Origin of the sequence: Thermopetrobacter sp. TC1 (assembly GCF_000746275.1) — a bacterium.
Lineage (GTDB): Bacteria > Pseudomonadota > Alphaproteobacteria > Rhizobiales > Aestuariivirgaceae > Thermopetrobacter.
In genome coordinates, this window is record NZ_KN050828.1 from 249,440 (window position 1) to 264,405 (window position 14,966).

Annotated in this window: 15 protein-coding genes; 3 read left to right on the forward strand and 12 right to left on the reverse strand. The window is 58.6% G+C overall.

Annotated elements, in window-relative coordinates; translation table 11 throughout:
• Window positions 1-108: 108 nt before the first annotated feature.
• From EK16_RS04885 to EK16_RS11455, 9 genes are all read right to left on the reverse strand, one after another.
• Window positions 109-1,608, reverse strand: coding sequence for a CpaF family protein (locus tag EK16_RS04885; RefSeq protein ID WP_231573607.1), 1,500 nt, complete (start codon window positions 1,606-1,608; stop codon window positions 109-111).
• A 312-nt stretch (window positions 1,609-1,920) separates the two neighbouring features.
• A complete protein-coding gene (locus tag EK16_RS04890; RefSeq protein ID WP_051928945.1) occupies window positions 1,921-3,201 on the reverse strand; it encodes an AAA family ATPase in 1,281 nt (426 codons plus the stop codon).
• Window positions 3,202-3,302: 101 nt separating this feature from the next.
• Window positions 3,303-3,881, reverse strand: a complete 579-nt coding sequence (locus EK16_RS04895) for a CpaD family pilus assembly protein (protein WP_038035090.1) — start codon at window positions 3,879-3,881, stop codon at window positions 3,303-3,305.
• Between the two features lie 25 nt (window positions 3,882-3,906).
• On the reverse strand, window positions 3,907-5,361 hold the full coding sequence (locus tag EK16_RS04900; protein WP_197059609.1) for a type II and III secretion system protein family protein: 1,455 nt from the start codon (window positions 5,359-5,361) through the stop codon (window positions 3,907-3,909).
• A 27-nt stretch (window positions 5,362-5,388) separates the two neighbouring features.
• Entirely contained in the window at window positions 5,389-6,210 is an 822-nt protein-coding gene (gene cpaB, locus EK16_RS04905) for a Flp pilus assembly protein CpaB (RefSeq protein WP_051928947.1), read from the reverse strand.
• A gap of 384 nt (window positions 6,211-6,594) precedes the next feature.
• Window positions 6,595-7,098: an A24 family peptidase gene (locus EK16_RS04910; RefSeq protein ID WP_081910268.1), complete on the reverse strand. Its 504-nt coding sequence runs from the start codon at window positions 7,096-7,098 to the stop codon at window positions 6,595-6,597.
• A gap of 186 nt (window positions 7,099-7,284) precedes the next feature.
• Complete coding sequence (locus EK16_RS04915) at window positions 7,285-7,899, reverse strand: TadE/TadG family type IV pilus assembly protein (protein ID WP_038035095.1); 615 nt, start codon at window positions 7,897-7,899, stop codon at window positions 7,285-7,287.
• 72 nt (window positions 7,900-7,971) lie between these two features.
• Window positions 7,972-8,496: a TadE/TadG family type IV pilus assembly protein gene (locus EK16_RS04920; protein WP_197059610.1), complete on the reverse strand. Its 525-nt coding sequence runs from the start codon at window positions 8,494-8,496 to the stop codon at window positions 7,972-7,974.
• Between the two features lie 262 nt (window positions 8,497-8,758).
• Window positions 8,759-9,274, reverse strand: coding sequence for a pilus assembly protein N-terminal domain-containing protein (locus EK16_RS11455; protein ID WP_051928948.1), 516 nt, complete (start codon window positions 9,272-9,274; stop codon window positions 8,759-8,761).
• Between the two features lie 707 nt (window positions 9,275-9,981).
• Between EK16_RS11455 and EK16_RS11865 the strand changes: the two genes are divergently transcribed.
• A complete protein-coding gene (locus EK16_RS11865) occupies window positions 9,982-10,152 on the forward strand; it encodes a Flp family type IVb pilin (RefSeq protein WP_081910401.1) in 171 nt (56 codons plus the stop codon).
• Between the two features lie 87 nt (window positions 10,153-10,239).
• Here EK16_RS11865 and EK16_RS04930 read toward each other — a convergent pair whose 3' ends face one another.
• From EK16_RS04930 to gltX, 3 genes are all read right to left on the reverse strand, one after another.
• Entirely contained in the window at window positions 10,240-11,064 is an 825-nt protein-coding gene (locus EK16_RS04930) for a C40 family peptidase (protein WP_051928949.1), read from the reverse strand.
• 96 nt (window positions 11,065-11,160) lie between these two features.
• Window positions 11,161-11,517 (reverse strand): MarR family transcriptional regulator, encoded by a 357-nt coding sequence (locus EK16_RS04935; protein ID WP_038035101.1) that lies wholly within the window; start codon window positions 11,515-11,517, stop codon window positions 11,161-11,163.
• Between the two features lie 116 nt (window positions 11,518-11,633).
• Window positions 11,634-12,989: a glutamate--tRNA ligase gene (gene gltX / locus EK16_RS04940; protein ID WP_038035920.1), complete on the reverse strand. Its 1,356-nt coding sequence runs from the start codon at window positions 12,987-12,989 to the stop codon at window positions 11,634-11,636.
• Window positions 12,990-13,199: 210 nt separating this feature from the next.
• On the opposite strand from gltX, the gene EK16_RS04945 reads away from it, so the two are divergent.
• Together EK16_RS04945 and EK16_RS04950 are read left to right on the forward strand one after the other, a co-directional pair.
• On the forward strand, window positions 13,200-13,745 hold the full coding sequence (locus EK16_RS04945) for a CDP-alcohol phosphatidyltransferase family protein (RefSeq protein ID WP_231573608.1): 546 nt from the start codon (window positions 13,200-13,202) through the stop codon (window positions 13,743-13,745).
• Between the two features lie 40 nt (window positions 13,746-13,785).
• A complete protein-coding gene (locus EK16_RS04950; protein ID WP_231573609.1) occupies window positions 13,786-14,964 on the forward strand; it encodes an AI-2E family transporter in 1,179 nt (392 codons plus the stop codon).
• Window positions 14,965-14,966 lie beyond the last annotated feature (2 nt).

Sequence of the window (14,966 nt, forward strand, 5' to 3'; positions counted from 1 at the left end):
TAGTCTCTCCCGTCAGTTACGGAACTTTTGCATCAAAACCCCAGCGTTCCGCATCAGCGAGAAGGCAACGTCACACTCTTCAACGCTTCAGCATCCGCATGCGTGCTCTCAATATGCCGCTTCCGCCTCTTCGTTCCTGAGTTCCGCCTTTTCCAAAGCCTCAAGGAGACGCTGCTCCTCACCGTAATAACGCGCGCGATCCCAGAAAGCGGGGCGGGCAATACCGGTGGAGCGGTGGCGACCGATAACCTTTCCGTTTTCGTCTTCGCCAAGGATCTCGTAAACGAAGAGGTCCTGGGTGATGATCACGTCGCCTTCCATGCCCGTCACCTCGGTGATGTGGGTGATCTTGCGCGAGCCATCACGCAAACGGGCAGCCTGGATGATGACGTCAATGGAACCGACGATCATCTCGCGGATGGTCTTGGACGGCAGCGAGAAACCGCCCATGGTGATCATGGATTCAAGACGCGAGAGCGCCTCGCGCGGGCTGTTGGCGTGCAGTGTGCCCATGGAGCCATCGTGGCCTGTGTTCATGGCCTGCAACAGGTCGAAGGCTTCCGGGCCACGCACCTCACCGACGATGATCCGCTCCGGGCGCATACGCAGACAGTTACGCACAAGATCGCGCATGGTGATCTCGCCTTCCCCTTCCAGGTTGGGCGGACGGGTCTCCAGGCGCACCACGTGATCCTGTTGCAGCTGAAGTTCCGCCGCGTCCTCGCAGGTGATGATGCGCTCGTCGTTATCGATGTAAGCGGTCAGACAGTTGAGCAGGGTCGTCTTACCGGAACCCGTGCCACCGGAAATGAGCACATTGCAGCGCACGCGGCCGATGATCTTGAGGATCTCGGCGCCTTCCGGAGTGATGGACCCCAGGCGCACGAGGTCATCGAGTTTCAGCCGGTCCTTCTTGAACTTACGGATGGTGAGCGCCGGGCCGTCGATGGCCAGCGGCGGCACGATCACATTCACACGCGAACCATCGGGAAGGCGCGCGTCACAGATGGGGCTTGCCTCATCCACGCGGCGGCCAACCTGGGAAACGATGCGCTGACAGATGTTCAGCAGCTGGGTGTTATCCCTGAAGCGGATGTTGGCCGGCTGCACCTTGCCGTTGACTTCGATGTAGCACTTATCGGCGCCGTTCACCATGATATCGGCGATGTCGTCCCGGGCGAGCAGCGGCTCCAGCGGACCATAGCCGAGAACGTCGTTGCAGATGTCCTCGAGCAGCTCTTCCTGCTCGGCGATGGACAGGGCGACATCCTTGATGGCGATGATCTCGTTGACGATATCGCGGATCTCGTCACGCGCGCTCTCGGGATCCAGCTGTGAAAGCTGGGTGAGATCGATGGCGTCGATGAGCGCGTTAAAGATCATCGACTTGATGTTGTAATACTCCTCCGACCGCTGCGAAACGATCTCGGCACCAACTGAAGAGCCGGATGAAACAGCGTCGTTGGCATCCTGCGCGGAAGGCCGCACAGAGCTCGCCGATGTCGAGGGCTGGGGTGACATGCCCGCCGGATTTCCGGGAACAGCCGTCGCAGGCTGGTGCGCCGCCATGCCCGGCTGAGCCGGAGCGCCCATGGGCATCTGCCCCATGCCCATGCCTCCCGCGCCCGCCGGCGCGGATGGCATGACCGGTTGAGCCTGCTGCGGGCCGCCCATGCCCTGATGCATCTGGGGCGCCGCACCTGCCACGGACTGGGCCGCAGGATTCATCCCGGGCATGGATGCAGGCGCGGCACCTGTGTGGCCGCCCGCCATACCGGGCACAGGACCGGATGCCATGCCCGCAGCCATGGCCTGCTGCGAGGATTGCGCGGGAGCGCCCTGTGGCTGCACTCCCTCGTTCATCGCGGGCTGCTGGCCCTGATTTGCCCCTTCATTCTGACGCTTGCCGAACATGGGCTCTTACCCCTTCTTGCCAACCTTGCTCAGCATTCCCCGCAAGGACGCGAACAGTCCCTTGCTCGTGCTGCTGTCGGTTGTTGCATCTTCCTGCATGTTCTGCCCGAGCAGCCGCCGGGCCAGCTGATCGAACACCTTCGCGGCCTCGGACTTGGGATCGTACTGGGAAACAAGCACCCCCTCGTTCAGGGCCGCATTGAAAATCTCCGGCGCGAACGTCACAGTCCCCAGAGGTTCGATGTCGAAGGCCTCGACGAACTCCTGCATGGAGATTTCGAGATCCTTGTTTTTGGTCTGTCCCACTTTGTTAAGGACAAGACCCGGCTTTGCATCGTTGGGGCGCAACTGCTTGAGCATGTCGAGAATCGACTTGACGTTGCGCACCGAAACGAGATCCGGGGTGGCTGTGATGATCACGTCATCCGCGCCAATGAGCGCACCCCGGGTCCAGGACTCCCAGTCCGACGGCAGATCGAGAACGGTGATCGGCGCAGTGGCACGCAAGGCGTCCAGGAGCACCGAGAGGGTCTCCTCCTGAATGTCGATGACCCTGTCGACGCTGGCCGGAGAGGCGAGGAGCATGAGATGCTCCGAGCACTTGGCCAGGAGCCTGTCGATGAGGACCGGATCGATACGATCGGACGCCATCAGCGCATCGACAATGCCCTGCGCAGGCTCCTTGTCGAAATCGAGTCCGGCGGTGCCGTAGGCCAGATCCAGGTCGGCGACCACGGTGTTCTTGCCGTACTGCTCCGCGAGGAACCATGCCACGTTGTGGGCAATGGCAGAGGAACCCGCCCCGCCCCGCGCACCGATGAAGGCCACGATCCTGCCGATGGAGGCTGCTTGGCTGTCACCACCAAAGATGTTGGAAACAGCCATCAAAATATCCTGGGGCTGCAAGGGCATGACGAGATATTCGCTCACGCCCTGAGCGATCAGGGTCCGATAGAGGTGGATGTCATTGTGGTGGCCAATGACGATGACCTTCGTCTGCGGCGCACAGACCTGAGCCAGGGCCTGCAATTCCGCAAGAAGAGACTGAGAATCCTTCGCCGATTCCACAATCAGCAGATCCGGCGTCAGAGCCTGCGCGTACGCCTGCACGGCCGCCGGGATGCCTCCTGTGAAGACCTGGGAAGAGGTTCGGGCGAAGTGTCTGTCGGCAAAGGTGGCCTGCATCAATGCCACGCCCTTGTCGGTCTCACAGAAGGCATGAATGGAGATATGCGGCAAAGGCGGCAGATTGATCATGCCCGAGTTTGTCATGGCCTGCGGATTCATGTTCGACATCATCGTTTCAAACCCCGATCACTCAATTCCCTTGTGTCCCTTTCCCCGGTCGTCCGCCGATCATGGCCCGGCAAAAGTGCCGGGCCGGGCACTCACTTGCTTGAGATCGCATTGATGGCACGCTGTGCATCCGGCCCCTTCATGGGACGCGGGTGCTCGAAGTCCTCCGGATTGGCCACCATTGCCGCGAGATTGTGCTGCTGGGCACAACCGAAATTCGGATAGGGCTCGTTATCCAGCGTGGCGGAGAGTGATTTCGACCAGTCACCGCACTCGCGGGTCACCGCGAACTTCCTGTTCGTGCTGATGACCAGATTCTTGCCCTTTTTGCTGACGACATGCCGGATGCGCTGCGGCGCAACGCCCTGTTCCTTGAGCAGCACGGTGGCGCGCGCCGCCGCCAGCTCCCCGGAGACACCCGCCGGGCGCACAATCACGACCGTGCCGGGCATGGCCGCCACCTCGGCGCCGAAGCGGCGCACCATGTTCTCACCATCGTCACCCAGACGACCGGAGCGCACCGGAATGGTGATCCGGGACTTGCCCTCGACGACCTCGATGGGATGCAACTCCTCCGGCCCAAAGGGAACGTACTCCGAATTCGTCTGACAACCGCCCAGCGCGACGACACCCGTCAGCGCCATGAGCAAAGCAAATTTCCGCGCAATCATGATTCTGTCTCCTCAAGCCCGCCGATCATTCGACAATGAAGCCCACGTCGCCGTGATAGACGCGTCCCGATCCTTTCGGTCCCGTCGGCGCCCCATAAACGCGCTGCAGACGCCCGAAGAGAACCATCTGGGCATCGCTGGGCAGGGCGAGGCCATCGATCGGCGTGCGCAGTTTCTTCTCGCTCACCGGCTTGACGATGTAGGGCGTGGCGAAAATCACCAGTTCCGTCTGGTTGGTCAGGAAGTCGTTGGAACGGAACAGCGCGCCCAGAACCGGCAGGTTCTTCAGGCCGGGAACACCATCGATGCTCGACTTGCTCACGTCATGGATAAGTCCGCCAATGGCGAGTGTTCCTCCGGACGGAATCTCGACGGTGGTCTCAGCGGAGCGCTTCTCAAGGCCCGGATAGGAGACCTCGCCCAGCCTCTGGGTATAGCGAGAGCTGACCTCGCTGACCTCCGTCTTGATCTTGAGACGAATATTGTTGGCGGAGCGCACCTCCGGCTTGAAGGACAAAGTCACGCCGATGCTGCGCATGGAGTAAGTGACCTGCTTGGTATCCGGGTCGTATCCGGTCGGCATCGGAATTTCGCCGCCGGCGACGAAATTGGCCTCCTCTCCGGAAACGGCCGTAAGCGTCGGTTCGGCCAGGGTGCGCACGAGACCATCACGTTCCATGGCATGAAGAACGGCGGCCGTCTTGCCAGTGGAGTTCGTAACACCAACACCGGGGCCTATGAGACCCAGCGTCTTGAGGGGGCTGATTTCACTGGTCACCGTGGAACCCAAGGCCTGTCCCAGGGAGAAGGGATTGGCCATGATGATCTGTGTGGTGAAATCACCCGCCTCGAGCAGCTTATGCCAGTTGATGCCATACTGCTTGGCCACGGAACGCTGCACCTCGGCGATGCGAACCTTGATGGTCACCTGATTGCGGCCGGCAATGGTCATGGCATTGACGACATTGTCACTGAACTTGCCGGCCAGCTCCATGGCCTTCTTGGCCTCTTCCGGATTGCGGGCCTCGCCGCGCAGGACGAGCTGTTTGCCCACCATATCCGCAACGATGGCAGAGCCAGGCAGCGCACGCTGCAGGAGCCGTTGCAGCGCCTTGACGTCCTGCGAGACCTCGACATTCAGCGCCAGGATCTGACGGCCATTCTCGTCAAGGAAGAAAATGTTGGTCTGACCATTCGCCAGGCCGAACAGATAGACGGTGCGCTTGGTCCGCAACACGGTGCGCACAATCTTGTCATCCCCCACGAGGATTTCGGACGCCGGGCGCGGCAGACGCAAAACCACCGACTTGCCGACTTCCATACGCAGATATTTCTGATGCGTGGCCGCCTGCGCCGTATCGGGCCCAAGACCGATGACCGAAACGGCGGCGACAGGAACCGCGACCAGAGCAAGTCCGGCAACGCTCGCCCGCAGCAGGCGGCGCATTGCGTTGATGGGTTTTTCGGTGATGTTCTTCATGACGACATCCATCCGTTGGAATTGCGTTCAGTACTGGATGATGCGGGTCTGCCGCCCACCTATGACGGCGATGCCAGAGCCGGTATCCAATGTGCTGGCCGTTCTGCGGGCTTCCGCCGCGAAACGCCCGACAAGCTCCGGCATGCCACCGGGGTCATTTTCCGCAAGAGACCGCAAGGCCAATGTCAGGCGCCCCATCATGCTGATTTTGGCGAGGAACTGCGCCTGCAAGGGTGTGACTTCAACCGTCGCCGTATTCACGCTGGGGGAAGCATCAACCTTGTCATCCTTCTTGGTCAGGTTCTCGCGATCGATGGCGAGGATCTTGACATTCCGCATCACCAGTTCGGAGATCGCCTTGCCCTTGACCTTGCGGACAAGATAGATGTCCACGCGGTCCAGGGGCTTGATGTAGCCACCGGCGCTGGTGACGACAGAAATCTTCACGGCAATGCCCCGCATGCCCTTGTGCAGAACGGAGGACAAAAAGCCGCCGTCATCGGGATAGATCAGCTTCTGGGGCATGATCGGTTCGCCCGCAAAAATCATCGAGCGTGTGCGCACGTTCTTGAGGACCTCCTCAAGGTTGATGTCGCCCTCATATTTGATCATGCCGGGAAGGACACTATGCTTCGGCCAGGACTGCCAGCGCACGTCGTCAACCCTGAGGGGATCGCCAATGCCGACATTCTTGCTTGCGACAAGAACCTTGACCTGCTCGTTTCGCACCTGTGGAACCGGTTTCGGCTCCGGTTCAGGCGCGGAAAACATGCTGTTCACCGCTACGGCAGCCGCAATGGCCGCGACGGCACCCACGGAATAGAGGATGATTTCACGCTTTTTCTGCATTTGAACCACTTCCCGCCTGCAATCGGGCAGTGAACTCACCTGCCCCTCGTTTGCCTTTCGCGGAGATTATTTCGGGAAATGGTCAAGGCATGGTTAACAATGCGCGTATTTTCGCCGTCTCGTGGCGAAACCTGCAACCTGAAGGTGATGGGAGCTGTGACGTCGAAGACGGAAGAGCGGCACAGGCAATCAGTTCATGAAGTAAAATTATGAAAGAGGCTTCATCCCCTTTCATCAGAAATATCATTCAGGCATACCGTCCCATGATCCTGCCAAACCGTTCGATATTCTGCTGGAACAAGGTATTGGGGCGGGCGGAGTGACGAATTTTCGGTTCAGCTCTTGAGGAAAAAGAAGCGAGAGAGGTCGAATACCGGCTGTTTTTCAGGTGAACAAAACGCTGGCCCACCAGCTTTCCGGAAACACGAACAGGGCACCTGAAGCAAACGCAATGCCGTAGGGCAAGTCGAGATCCCGGAAAAGGATCTTGCTCAAGCGTCCTCCATTCCAGACGGTATCCTCAACACGCATCATCTGCCAGGCCTTCATCGCGATGGCGAGAAGACCGCCTGCAATGGCGGAAAAAGCAATGAACGCAGGCAGAAGATCCCATCCGAACCATATGGCGAGGGCGGCCATCATCTTGGCGTCGCCACCACCGAAACGAATGGTCATGGACAAAGTGAAACCAATGATCAGCGTAAAGCAGAAAGCCGCCACATGCCAGAGAAACTGCTCCAATGGCATGCCCGCCAGTAACGCCGCCGGAAAGAAGAGGAGAAAGATGCTCAGATTCAGCCAGTTCGGAATGCGCATCGTCATAAAATCACCAATGGCCGCATAAACGACAAGAAAGGGCCATGCCACCATAACGATGAACCACAACATCGGCAAATGTCTCCAATTGCGCCTTATCGCATCACTGGCTGAATTCCACGCATCCTGCCCGGCAGAATGGCACAAGGGCGTTTACAATTTGTCAATCGCGGATCAGCACTTGCGTGTATTCACCCCAAAACCCGACATGTGCTGCATACATACATGATTTGCTGTGTAATGATGGGGGCATCTGCTTCAGCTGCAGCCGCTTGAGCATGTCAGCTGGTTGCCGGCGCGCGGGCGCAGGAATACCTCCCGTTTGAGAAATCTCAGGCCGTTGATGAATTTCAGCAGTTTCAGATTTTTCAGAGGTGTCTTGTATTCCCAGCATACACGCGTGGCCACAATGTCCGTGCCACTGGTGACAATGCCTTTCAGATCGGAAGGCAAGTCGCTTTTCACAAAATCCTTACATTCAGCGTTATTGAAGCTTCCCAGCTGCTTTCGCCAGGCAATACGCACCTCTCCCGGATTGGACGTATCCTCTCTGAAAGCGGCAATGTAAATTTTCACCCGATTATCATCAAAAGGATCAAGGGCATATTTCATGGCCTTATAAAAATCCTCAATTTCAGCAGAGGTGATCGAACCCGTGGAGGCCTGCGTGACGAGGTCTCCCATCAGAGAGGCCGCCTGAACGGTTCGGCTGCTCTGATAGAGTCTTTCCGAAAGTTCCATGGCCCCGAGAAGCAGGAGCAACATGACGGGAAAAATGAGCGCGAATTCCACGGCAGCAACGCCATCCTCGTCCTTGCCACAGGCACGCAAGGCCTTGAGGAACCGCTTGAAGGCAAACTTCTCGCCGTTCATGTCTCTCTCCCGCTCGCTTCCAGATACTTTCCGCCATCCGGGCATGACCAACACCGCCTCAATCACCCGCGGTCAGCTATAGGGCTCATTGCGGAACACCGTGCCCGCGGCCAGATAGCGTGAATTACCCGTTTTTCCCATGAATTGGCCAATCAAAGGAGTAAAGAATTTCCATTTATAGAACATGCGAATGGCCATGACCTCGGAAGGACCTCCTATTGAGAAAGGCAAGGTCTTGCTGGGATCATCAAGATAATCTTCATCGGCATCCGTATAGCTCACAGCACCAAATGAAGAGAAATTCTTGGCCTCTATTTTTATATTGCTACACTTGACGAACGTCAGGTGTGGGCAAACGTAAGAATCGCGAAAATCATTCAATGAAAGACCACTTCTCGCCTGTCCGGTGCGAATGGCGCGCGCTGCATTGGTCATGGCCTGTTGCAGCTCGTACTGCGCAAGAAGCATGGTGCTCATTTCAAACAGCGCCATGAAAATAAGAAAGAAGGGAATCGCGATCAGCGCAAACTCTATCGCTGTCGCTCCTTCTTCCTTGCGACGAAACCGTCCCAACAGCTGACGCAGTTTGGTCATCATCTTGCCAGCTCCATACCTCATGGCCCCTCTTGACGGAGCGCACAAACGCGCAGGCAGCTCGCCCGTCATTTCACAGTCTGCTCACAAAATAGCGGATGATCGTTATGAAAAATTGAATTTGCGCGCTAAAGTTGCTCGCAGATGAAACCGATTTCCATTTTGCCACTGCATCAATGACAATGCCGCACCCTTTTTCGGGTGCGGCACGTTTTGGGAATTATCCCCGGTTATTCCCATATTTTTGCCTTGCCGGCCGGCCTGTTCAGTCCTCCACGGGGGGACGCTCACGTTTGCCCGTGGGCACGAAATCGCCCGTCTGGCCCACGACACCGGCATAAAACCCTTGCACCAAACCATGACTATGCGCCGCATCAGCCAGGGCCTTGCTGTCATCATTGGGCACGAAAACCTTCACGCAGTTCGGCGCACAGGAGTAGGTGCTGCGCCGACCGGCCAGATACATGCGCACGGTCCGGCGATCACGCGCATCGCTGACTATGACATCCAGATTCGCCAGTTTGCGTCCATCCGAATCCAGGACTTCGACACGCGTATCACCATTGGCGATACCCTGAACCATCAGCTTGTTTCCGCCCATGATCCGGACATTGATGACTTCCGGCCGAGAAATGATAATCGTGCGCGGCTCTCCGGCGATCGTGATCATGCGGCTTTCCGCAGGCTTGATGCGCATTTCCGCCGCCTGAACCTTGACTTCCGCGCTCATGGCCATGGCTCCGGCAATCAGAGCCAGCATCAGGCCGTGACGATATTTCATAGCCATTCTCCCAATTCGAAACTCAACAGCGCAGGTGTTTTCGCTTTCCTGATCGGTTCTACACGCGCATGGTGAATCTTTGGTTACTGCCTATCGGTTTCAGGTGCAGGAATACGCATCCCTCATCTGATGATACCGACACTTTCAGATGTTTCCCCCTTCCGAGACGCGCACTAACACCTTGGACATTTCGCTGATTTTCTGCGCATCACCTGACTTTGGGCAGAACCAAACGCGTATACACGCCTTATTATATAATGTCTCTAATCACATCGAATCCAGATTGCATTCTGATCATTCCATCCCTCATCGAGGCAGTTTCCGACAAAGGCGTAAGACATCATCTTGTTTCGTTGTCACAACTTTTGTTTTCCTGCGGTAGCAAAATCGTGCGGTGCGCCACGGCCAGAGCCTGTCTTGCAAGAAGGGGCGCAAACGAAATCCTGAGCAATATTTCATGAAATAACCTTTCTTGATTTAAGCATTACGATAAAACATTATCATGTATTATTATGTAATTTTGCGGTAACCTTTTATTATCCAAACGCAACTTCTCGTATACGAAAGCGCATTTACATGAGCATGTTTACCTCATCTTAAAAGCCGTCACGTATGGTTGGCCACGGTTCGGGGGCAATGACAGAACAAGGACGTGCCCGGACCTTCAAGTGTGCTGAAACCGTGAGACTTCGAGGAGAACGGAAATGCTGAAGAAGAAGATTGCCGCTTTCGTGAAGGACGAGTCCGGTGCGACCGCCATCGAGTACGGCCTGATCGCCGCCGCCACCGGCCTGGCTCTCGTGGCCACGATGCCCTTCATCCACAACTCTCTGAAGAACCTCTTCGGCAACATCAACAACCACCTGAACTATGGATAATATATCCAGACCTTCAGGTCGCATTCACATGGGGCAGCCAGCTGGCTGCCCCCTTTTTGTGTGTGAAGGGGAATCGTCTTTGGTCTTTCATGGCCGCCGGATGGCAAGGACTGCGCTGCCCTGATCGGCGATGCGTCGCACGGCTTCCCTGATCGGCTCAGTGGCAACCATCATGTGATGGGCATTGGCATGGATGAGGGTTTCGGCATCCAGCATCATGCCCACATGCCCTTTCCAGAACACGAGATCGCCTTTTTGCAGCCCGCCTTCCTGCAGAAGATCCAAAGGCAGAGGCTTTCCGACCTGCCGCATCTGATCGCCGGAATCGCGGGGAACGCCCGCATGCCCGGCCAGGGCAAGGGCGAGCTGAACGAGGCCGGAGCAATCGATGCCGCGCACGCTGCGCCCGCCCCAGAGATAGGGCGCATGCAGAAGCCGCAGAGCGAAAGCGGCGGCATCCGGCACGTCATCATTCACAGGCGCCACATGCTCCCGCACCACCCAGCCGGAGGTTTCATCAGGCAGCAGTACTTCAAGATAGCGCTGTTCATGGCCGCGCACCACGAGGCGGGAACCGGCATAGATCGGCCGGGCGGGAACGCTTTTCAAATCCGGTTTCGGAAACAGCAAGGTTGCGGGCACAATCACCTTGTGCGTCGGATCGCCACGTGCGGGGGCGATATGGGCTTTCCGGCCATAGCCTTCATATCCGTCCGTCAACAGACGGAGGCGGACGAAATCCGCATCCGCCTCATCCACAACCTGCACGGGCTCGCCCAAAAGCCCTTGCGTGACCTGTTCCGCATCCCGGGCAGGCGCGGCATGCACCGGCATGATGGGCACAGCCACACACCATGTTTCCGGCGTTTTTGGTGTTTTTGGCGTTTCAGGCGTTTCTGGCTTTTCCGTCATTCGTTCTTTTGCCCCCGGAATGGGCGGCCTGCCCAATCCTATTCCGCAGCCCGTTGTCGCAAAGATCCGACCTTGGGGCCCGGACAAGCCGCCGTTTCAGCTTTCGCCATTGAGTTCGCGCGCCGCTTCACGGATCATGCGGGCGAGCCGATCCAGATAGAGCACGCCTTCCACCGTTCTCTGCACGAGGACATTGCGGCGATCGGTCTCGGAGCGGCGGCGCTGCAAAAGCCCGCGTTTTCCCAAGGCGTTAAGAGCGCGGGTGATGACCGGTTTGGTCACGCCGAGCTTGCGGGCCAGATCGCGTACGGTATGCGGCGGCGGATCAAGATAGACGATGAAAAGCACGGCCATCTGACGCACTGTCAGGTCCGGCTCTTCATCGTGAACCATGGCCAGGGTCACATGACGCCACAGCTGGAGAGCCTCTGACTCCGAAACTTCGAGCGACACCTCCTGCCCTCCCTGCCCGGCTTCACAAACAAATCATTTCGCTGCCGTTCCATTCAAGCGAATCCTTCGCTTCCTGACAAGAGCGGAAATGACGATGCAGGAAGAGGCTATATCGTTCATCCGGAATCCGTCAGGGCCGCGCGCAGGCGCGCCGCAGCTTTCTCTGGTCCGATCAGGGGCAGGAGGCGGGACATTTCAGGTCCATGCTCACGGCCGGTGAGCGCGCGTCGCAGGGGCATGAACAGGCGACGCCCCTTCAGGCCGGTCAGCTGTTTCAGTGTACTGGTCCAAGTCTTCCAGGTGGTCTCATCCCAAGGTTCTGGCGGCAGATTGTTCAATGCGCTCTCTATGAGGTTCTTTTCCTCTTCGGTGAGGGCGGGCGGTTCAATCTCGCCCCGGATGATCGCCAGCCAGTCCGCCGCTTCGGCAAGTGTGCGCAGGTTCGGGCGGATCACTTCCCAGGCGTGGCAGTCCATCTCAAGGCCCAGGGCCTTCAGACGCGGCAGGGCCATCTCGCAGGGCATGGCGTGCAAAAGCCGGGCGTTGAGGGCGAAGAGCTCCTCTTCATCAAACCGGGCCGGGGCGCGTGAGAGCTTCTCCAGGGCAAAGATCTCGGCCAGCTCTTTCATGTCCAGAAACGGGCGCACCGGTTCCGCGGAAGCGACGGTGCCGCAATAGGAAACGATGGTTTCCGGCTCCAGGCCCTGCTTGCGCAGATCGGCAATTCCAAGGGAACCGAGCCTTTTGGAGAGCGGACCGCCATCCTTGTCCACCAGCAGCGCATGATGGGCAAAACGGGGCGGGGTTGCGCCCAGTGCCTGAAAGAGGGCGATTTGCACGGCGGTGTTGGTGACATGATCATCGCCGCGGATAATGTGGGTGATGCCGTAGTCGATATCGTCGATCACGGACGGCAGGGTGTAGAGAAAGCTGCCATCGGCGCGGATGAGCACGGGGTCGGACAGGGTGGCGAGATCGATCTCCACTTCGCCGCGCACGGCATCCTGCCAGCGGATGGTGCCTTCCGGCAGGCGAAAGCGCCAGTGCGGCACACGGCCGGCCTCCTCCAGGGCCTTGCGGGCCTCGGGCGTGAGTTTCAGGGCGGCGCGATCATAAACTGGCGGGCGGCCGGCCATGAGCGCGGCCTTGCGCTTCAGGGCCAATTCCCGTTCCGTTTCATAGCAGGGATAGAGCAGCCCTTCGCGTTTCAGCCTTTCAGCCACTTCCTCGTATCGGGACAGGCGCGCGCTCTGGCGGAATGTTTCATGGGGCTGAATGCCGAGCCAGGCCAGATCCTCGATGATGGCCTGCGCATATTCCTCGCGGGAGCGAAGCTGATCGGTATCATCAAGGCGCAGCAGAAAGCGCCCGTTCTCCTTCAGGGCAAAAAGCCAGTTGAGAACGGCCGTGCGCACATTTCCGATATGCAGCCGGCCCGTGGGCGAAGGCGCAAAGCGGACGGTGGTCGTCATGGGCATCTGACCTCGTCAGTAAAAGCCTTTTGCGGCCATGAATGGAAAACAGACACCCCATTCCCGCATGGGATTGCGAGTGCATGCAGCATGCATGCGAGAAGGCGTCAAGACGCAAGATGATGAAAAATTTCATCATCGGGGTGTCTTGCAGGGGGGCTTTTGTGCTAAAGCCGCCAGTCGTTTGCACATGCTTTGCGGGCGAGAACCATGCCACGACCCATGAACCTGCCCAATCTGATCACCATCGCACGGATCGTGATGGTGCCGCTGACCATCTGGCTGATCCTCATCGGGCGCATGGACCTCGCCCTGGCCGTCTTTCTGCTGGCGGGAATTTCCGACGGCATCGACGGTTTCATCGCCAAGCGCTTCAACATGCGCACGGAGCTTGGCGCCTTTCTTGATCCGGTGGCGGACAAGCTTTTGCTCATTTCCATCTATGTGACGCTGGCCATTGTCGATGCCCTGCCGGCATGGCTTGCCATCATCGTGGTTTCGCGTGATGTGCTCATTGTCGGGGGCGTGGTGCTTGCCTGGCTGCTCGATCATCCCATGGAGATGCGCCCCCTGGTGATCTCCAAGATCAACACGGCGGTGCAGATTGCCTTTGCCGGGCTTTATCTGCTGTTTCGCACGCTGGGCTGGCCAACAGAGACGCTGATCTTTCTTGGCGCACCGATCGTTGCCGCTTTCACTGTGATCTCCGGCGCGCTATACGTGCGAGACGGACTGCGACACATGAGCGAAGGCTGAACCAGGCGCACGCCTTTCGCAATATGCCCGGGGCATGATCATGACGGATTTGCAGATGAACACGGGGCATGACATCAGTCTCAAGGCCCAGATCGCCTTCTGGCTTGGCCTTTTGGCCATGCTGATCTTCGGCATGTGGCTTTTGGGCGATGTCATGACCCCGTTCATCGCCGGGATGGTGCTGGCCTACTTTCTCGATCCGCTCGCCGACAAGCTGGAATCCTGGGGCATGCCGCGGATCGTGGCCACAAGCACCATACTGTTTCTCGCTCTTGTGCTCTGCGTGATCATGCTGCTCATGCTGGTGCCGCTGCTCGTTGAGCAGATGGGGCAGCTGCTTGATGCCCTGCCGGGGGCCATCGCCACTTTGGTGAAACTCTTCAACGAACACGCCCCCGACTGGCTGAAGGAGGCGCTTTCGCGCGCCTCGCTGAAGAACGGGGCCAACCCGGCCGACATGGCCGCGCGCGCCGGGCAGTGGATCGTCGCTGTGGCCCGCTCCATCTGGTCGGGCTCCATGGCTCTGTTCAATCTGATTTCCCTGCTGGTGATCACGCCCATCGTCCTGTTCTACATGCTCAACGACTGGGACCGGATGGTGGCCACCATCGACCGCTGGATTCCCCGCCGGCATGCCGAGACCATCCGTGCCATCGCCCGCGATATCGACAAGGCGCTTGCCGGCTTTATTCGCGGGCAGGGCACCGTGTGCCTGGCGCTTGGCATCTTCTATGCGGTGCTGCTGGTCATGGCCGGGCTCAAGTTCGGGCTCACCATCGGCCTCATTTCCGGCTTTCTGAGCTTCATCCCCTATGTGGGCTCCACCATCGGCGGCATTCTGTCCATCGGCATGGCGCTGGTGCAGTTCTGGCCGGACTGGGTTCAGGTGCTGATCATCGCCGGCATTTTCGCGCTCGGTCAGTTCATTGAGGGAAATTTCCTCTCGCCCTGGCTGGTGGGCGGCAGTGTGGGGCTGCATCCGGTGTGGATCATGTTCGCGCTGGTGGCCTTTGGCTATCTCTTCGGTTTTGTCGGCATGCTGATGGCCGTGCCCATCGCGGCGGCGATCAAGGTGGTGGCGCATTATGCGCTCAAGCAGTACATGGACAGCGCGCTTTATCTCGACCCCGCCTGCGCAGCGCAAACACCGGCGGAAGCAGCCGAGGCGGATGCGGCCCAGGATAGCGACACCACAAACGACGACACCCCGGCGGCATGACG

Coding starts and splice junctions, on each gene's coding strand:
- EK16_RS04885 (WP_231573607.1), bottom strand. CDS start 1,608: ATGGGGCAGATGCCCATGGGCGCTCCGGCTCAGCCGGGCATGGCGGCG.
- EK16_RS04890 (WP_051928945.1), bottom strand. CDS start 3,201: ATGAATCCGCAGGCCATGACAAACTCGGGCATGATCAATCTGCCGCCT.
- EK16_RS04895 (WP_038035090.1), bottom strand. CDS start 3,881: ATGATTGCGCGGAAATTTGCTTTGCTCATGGCGCTGACGGGTGTCGTC.
- EK16_RS04900 (WP_197059609.1), bottom strand. CDS start 5,361: ATGAAGAACATCACCGAAAAACCCATCAACGCAATGCGCCGCCTGCTG.
- cpaB (WP_051928947.1), bottom strand. CDS start 6,210: ATGCAGAAAAAGCGTGAAATCATCCTCTATTCCGTGGGTGCCGTCGCG.
- EK16_RS04910 (WP_081910268.1), bottom strand. CDS start 7,098: ATGTTGTGGTTCATCGTTATGGTGGCATGGCCCTTTCTTGTCGTTTAT.
- EK16_RS04915 (WP_038035095.1), bottom strand. CDS start 7,899: ATGAACGGCGAGAAGTTTGCCTTCAAGCGGTTCCTCAAGGCCTTGCGT.
- EK16_RS04920 (WP_197059610.1), bottom strand. CDS start 8,496: ATGATGACCAAACTGCGTCAGCTGTTGGGACGGTTTCGTCGCAAGGAA.
- EK16_RS11455 (WP_051928948.1), bottom strand. CDS start 9,274: ATGAAATATCGTCACGGCCTGATGCTGGCTCTGATTGCCGGAGCCATG.
- EK16_RS04930 (WP_051928949.1), bottom strand. CDS start 11,064: ATGACGGAAAAGCCAGAAACGCCTGAAACGCCAAAAACACCAAAAACG.
- gltX (WP_038035920.1), bottom strand. CDS start 12,989: ATGACGACCACCGTCCGCTTTGCGCCTTCGCCCACGGGCCGGCTGCAT.
- EK16_RS04945 (WP_231573608.1), top strand. CDS start 13,200: ATGCCACGACCCATGAACCTGCCCAATCTGATCACCATCGCACGGATC.
- EK16_RS04950 (WP_231573609.1), top strand. CDS start 13,786: ATGACGGATTTGCAGATGAACACGGGGCATGACATCAGTCTCAAGGCC.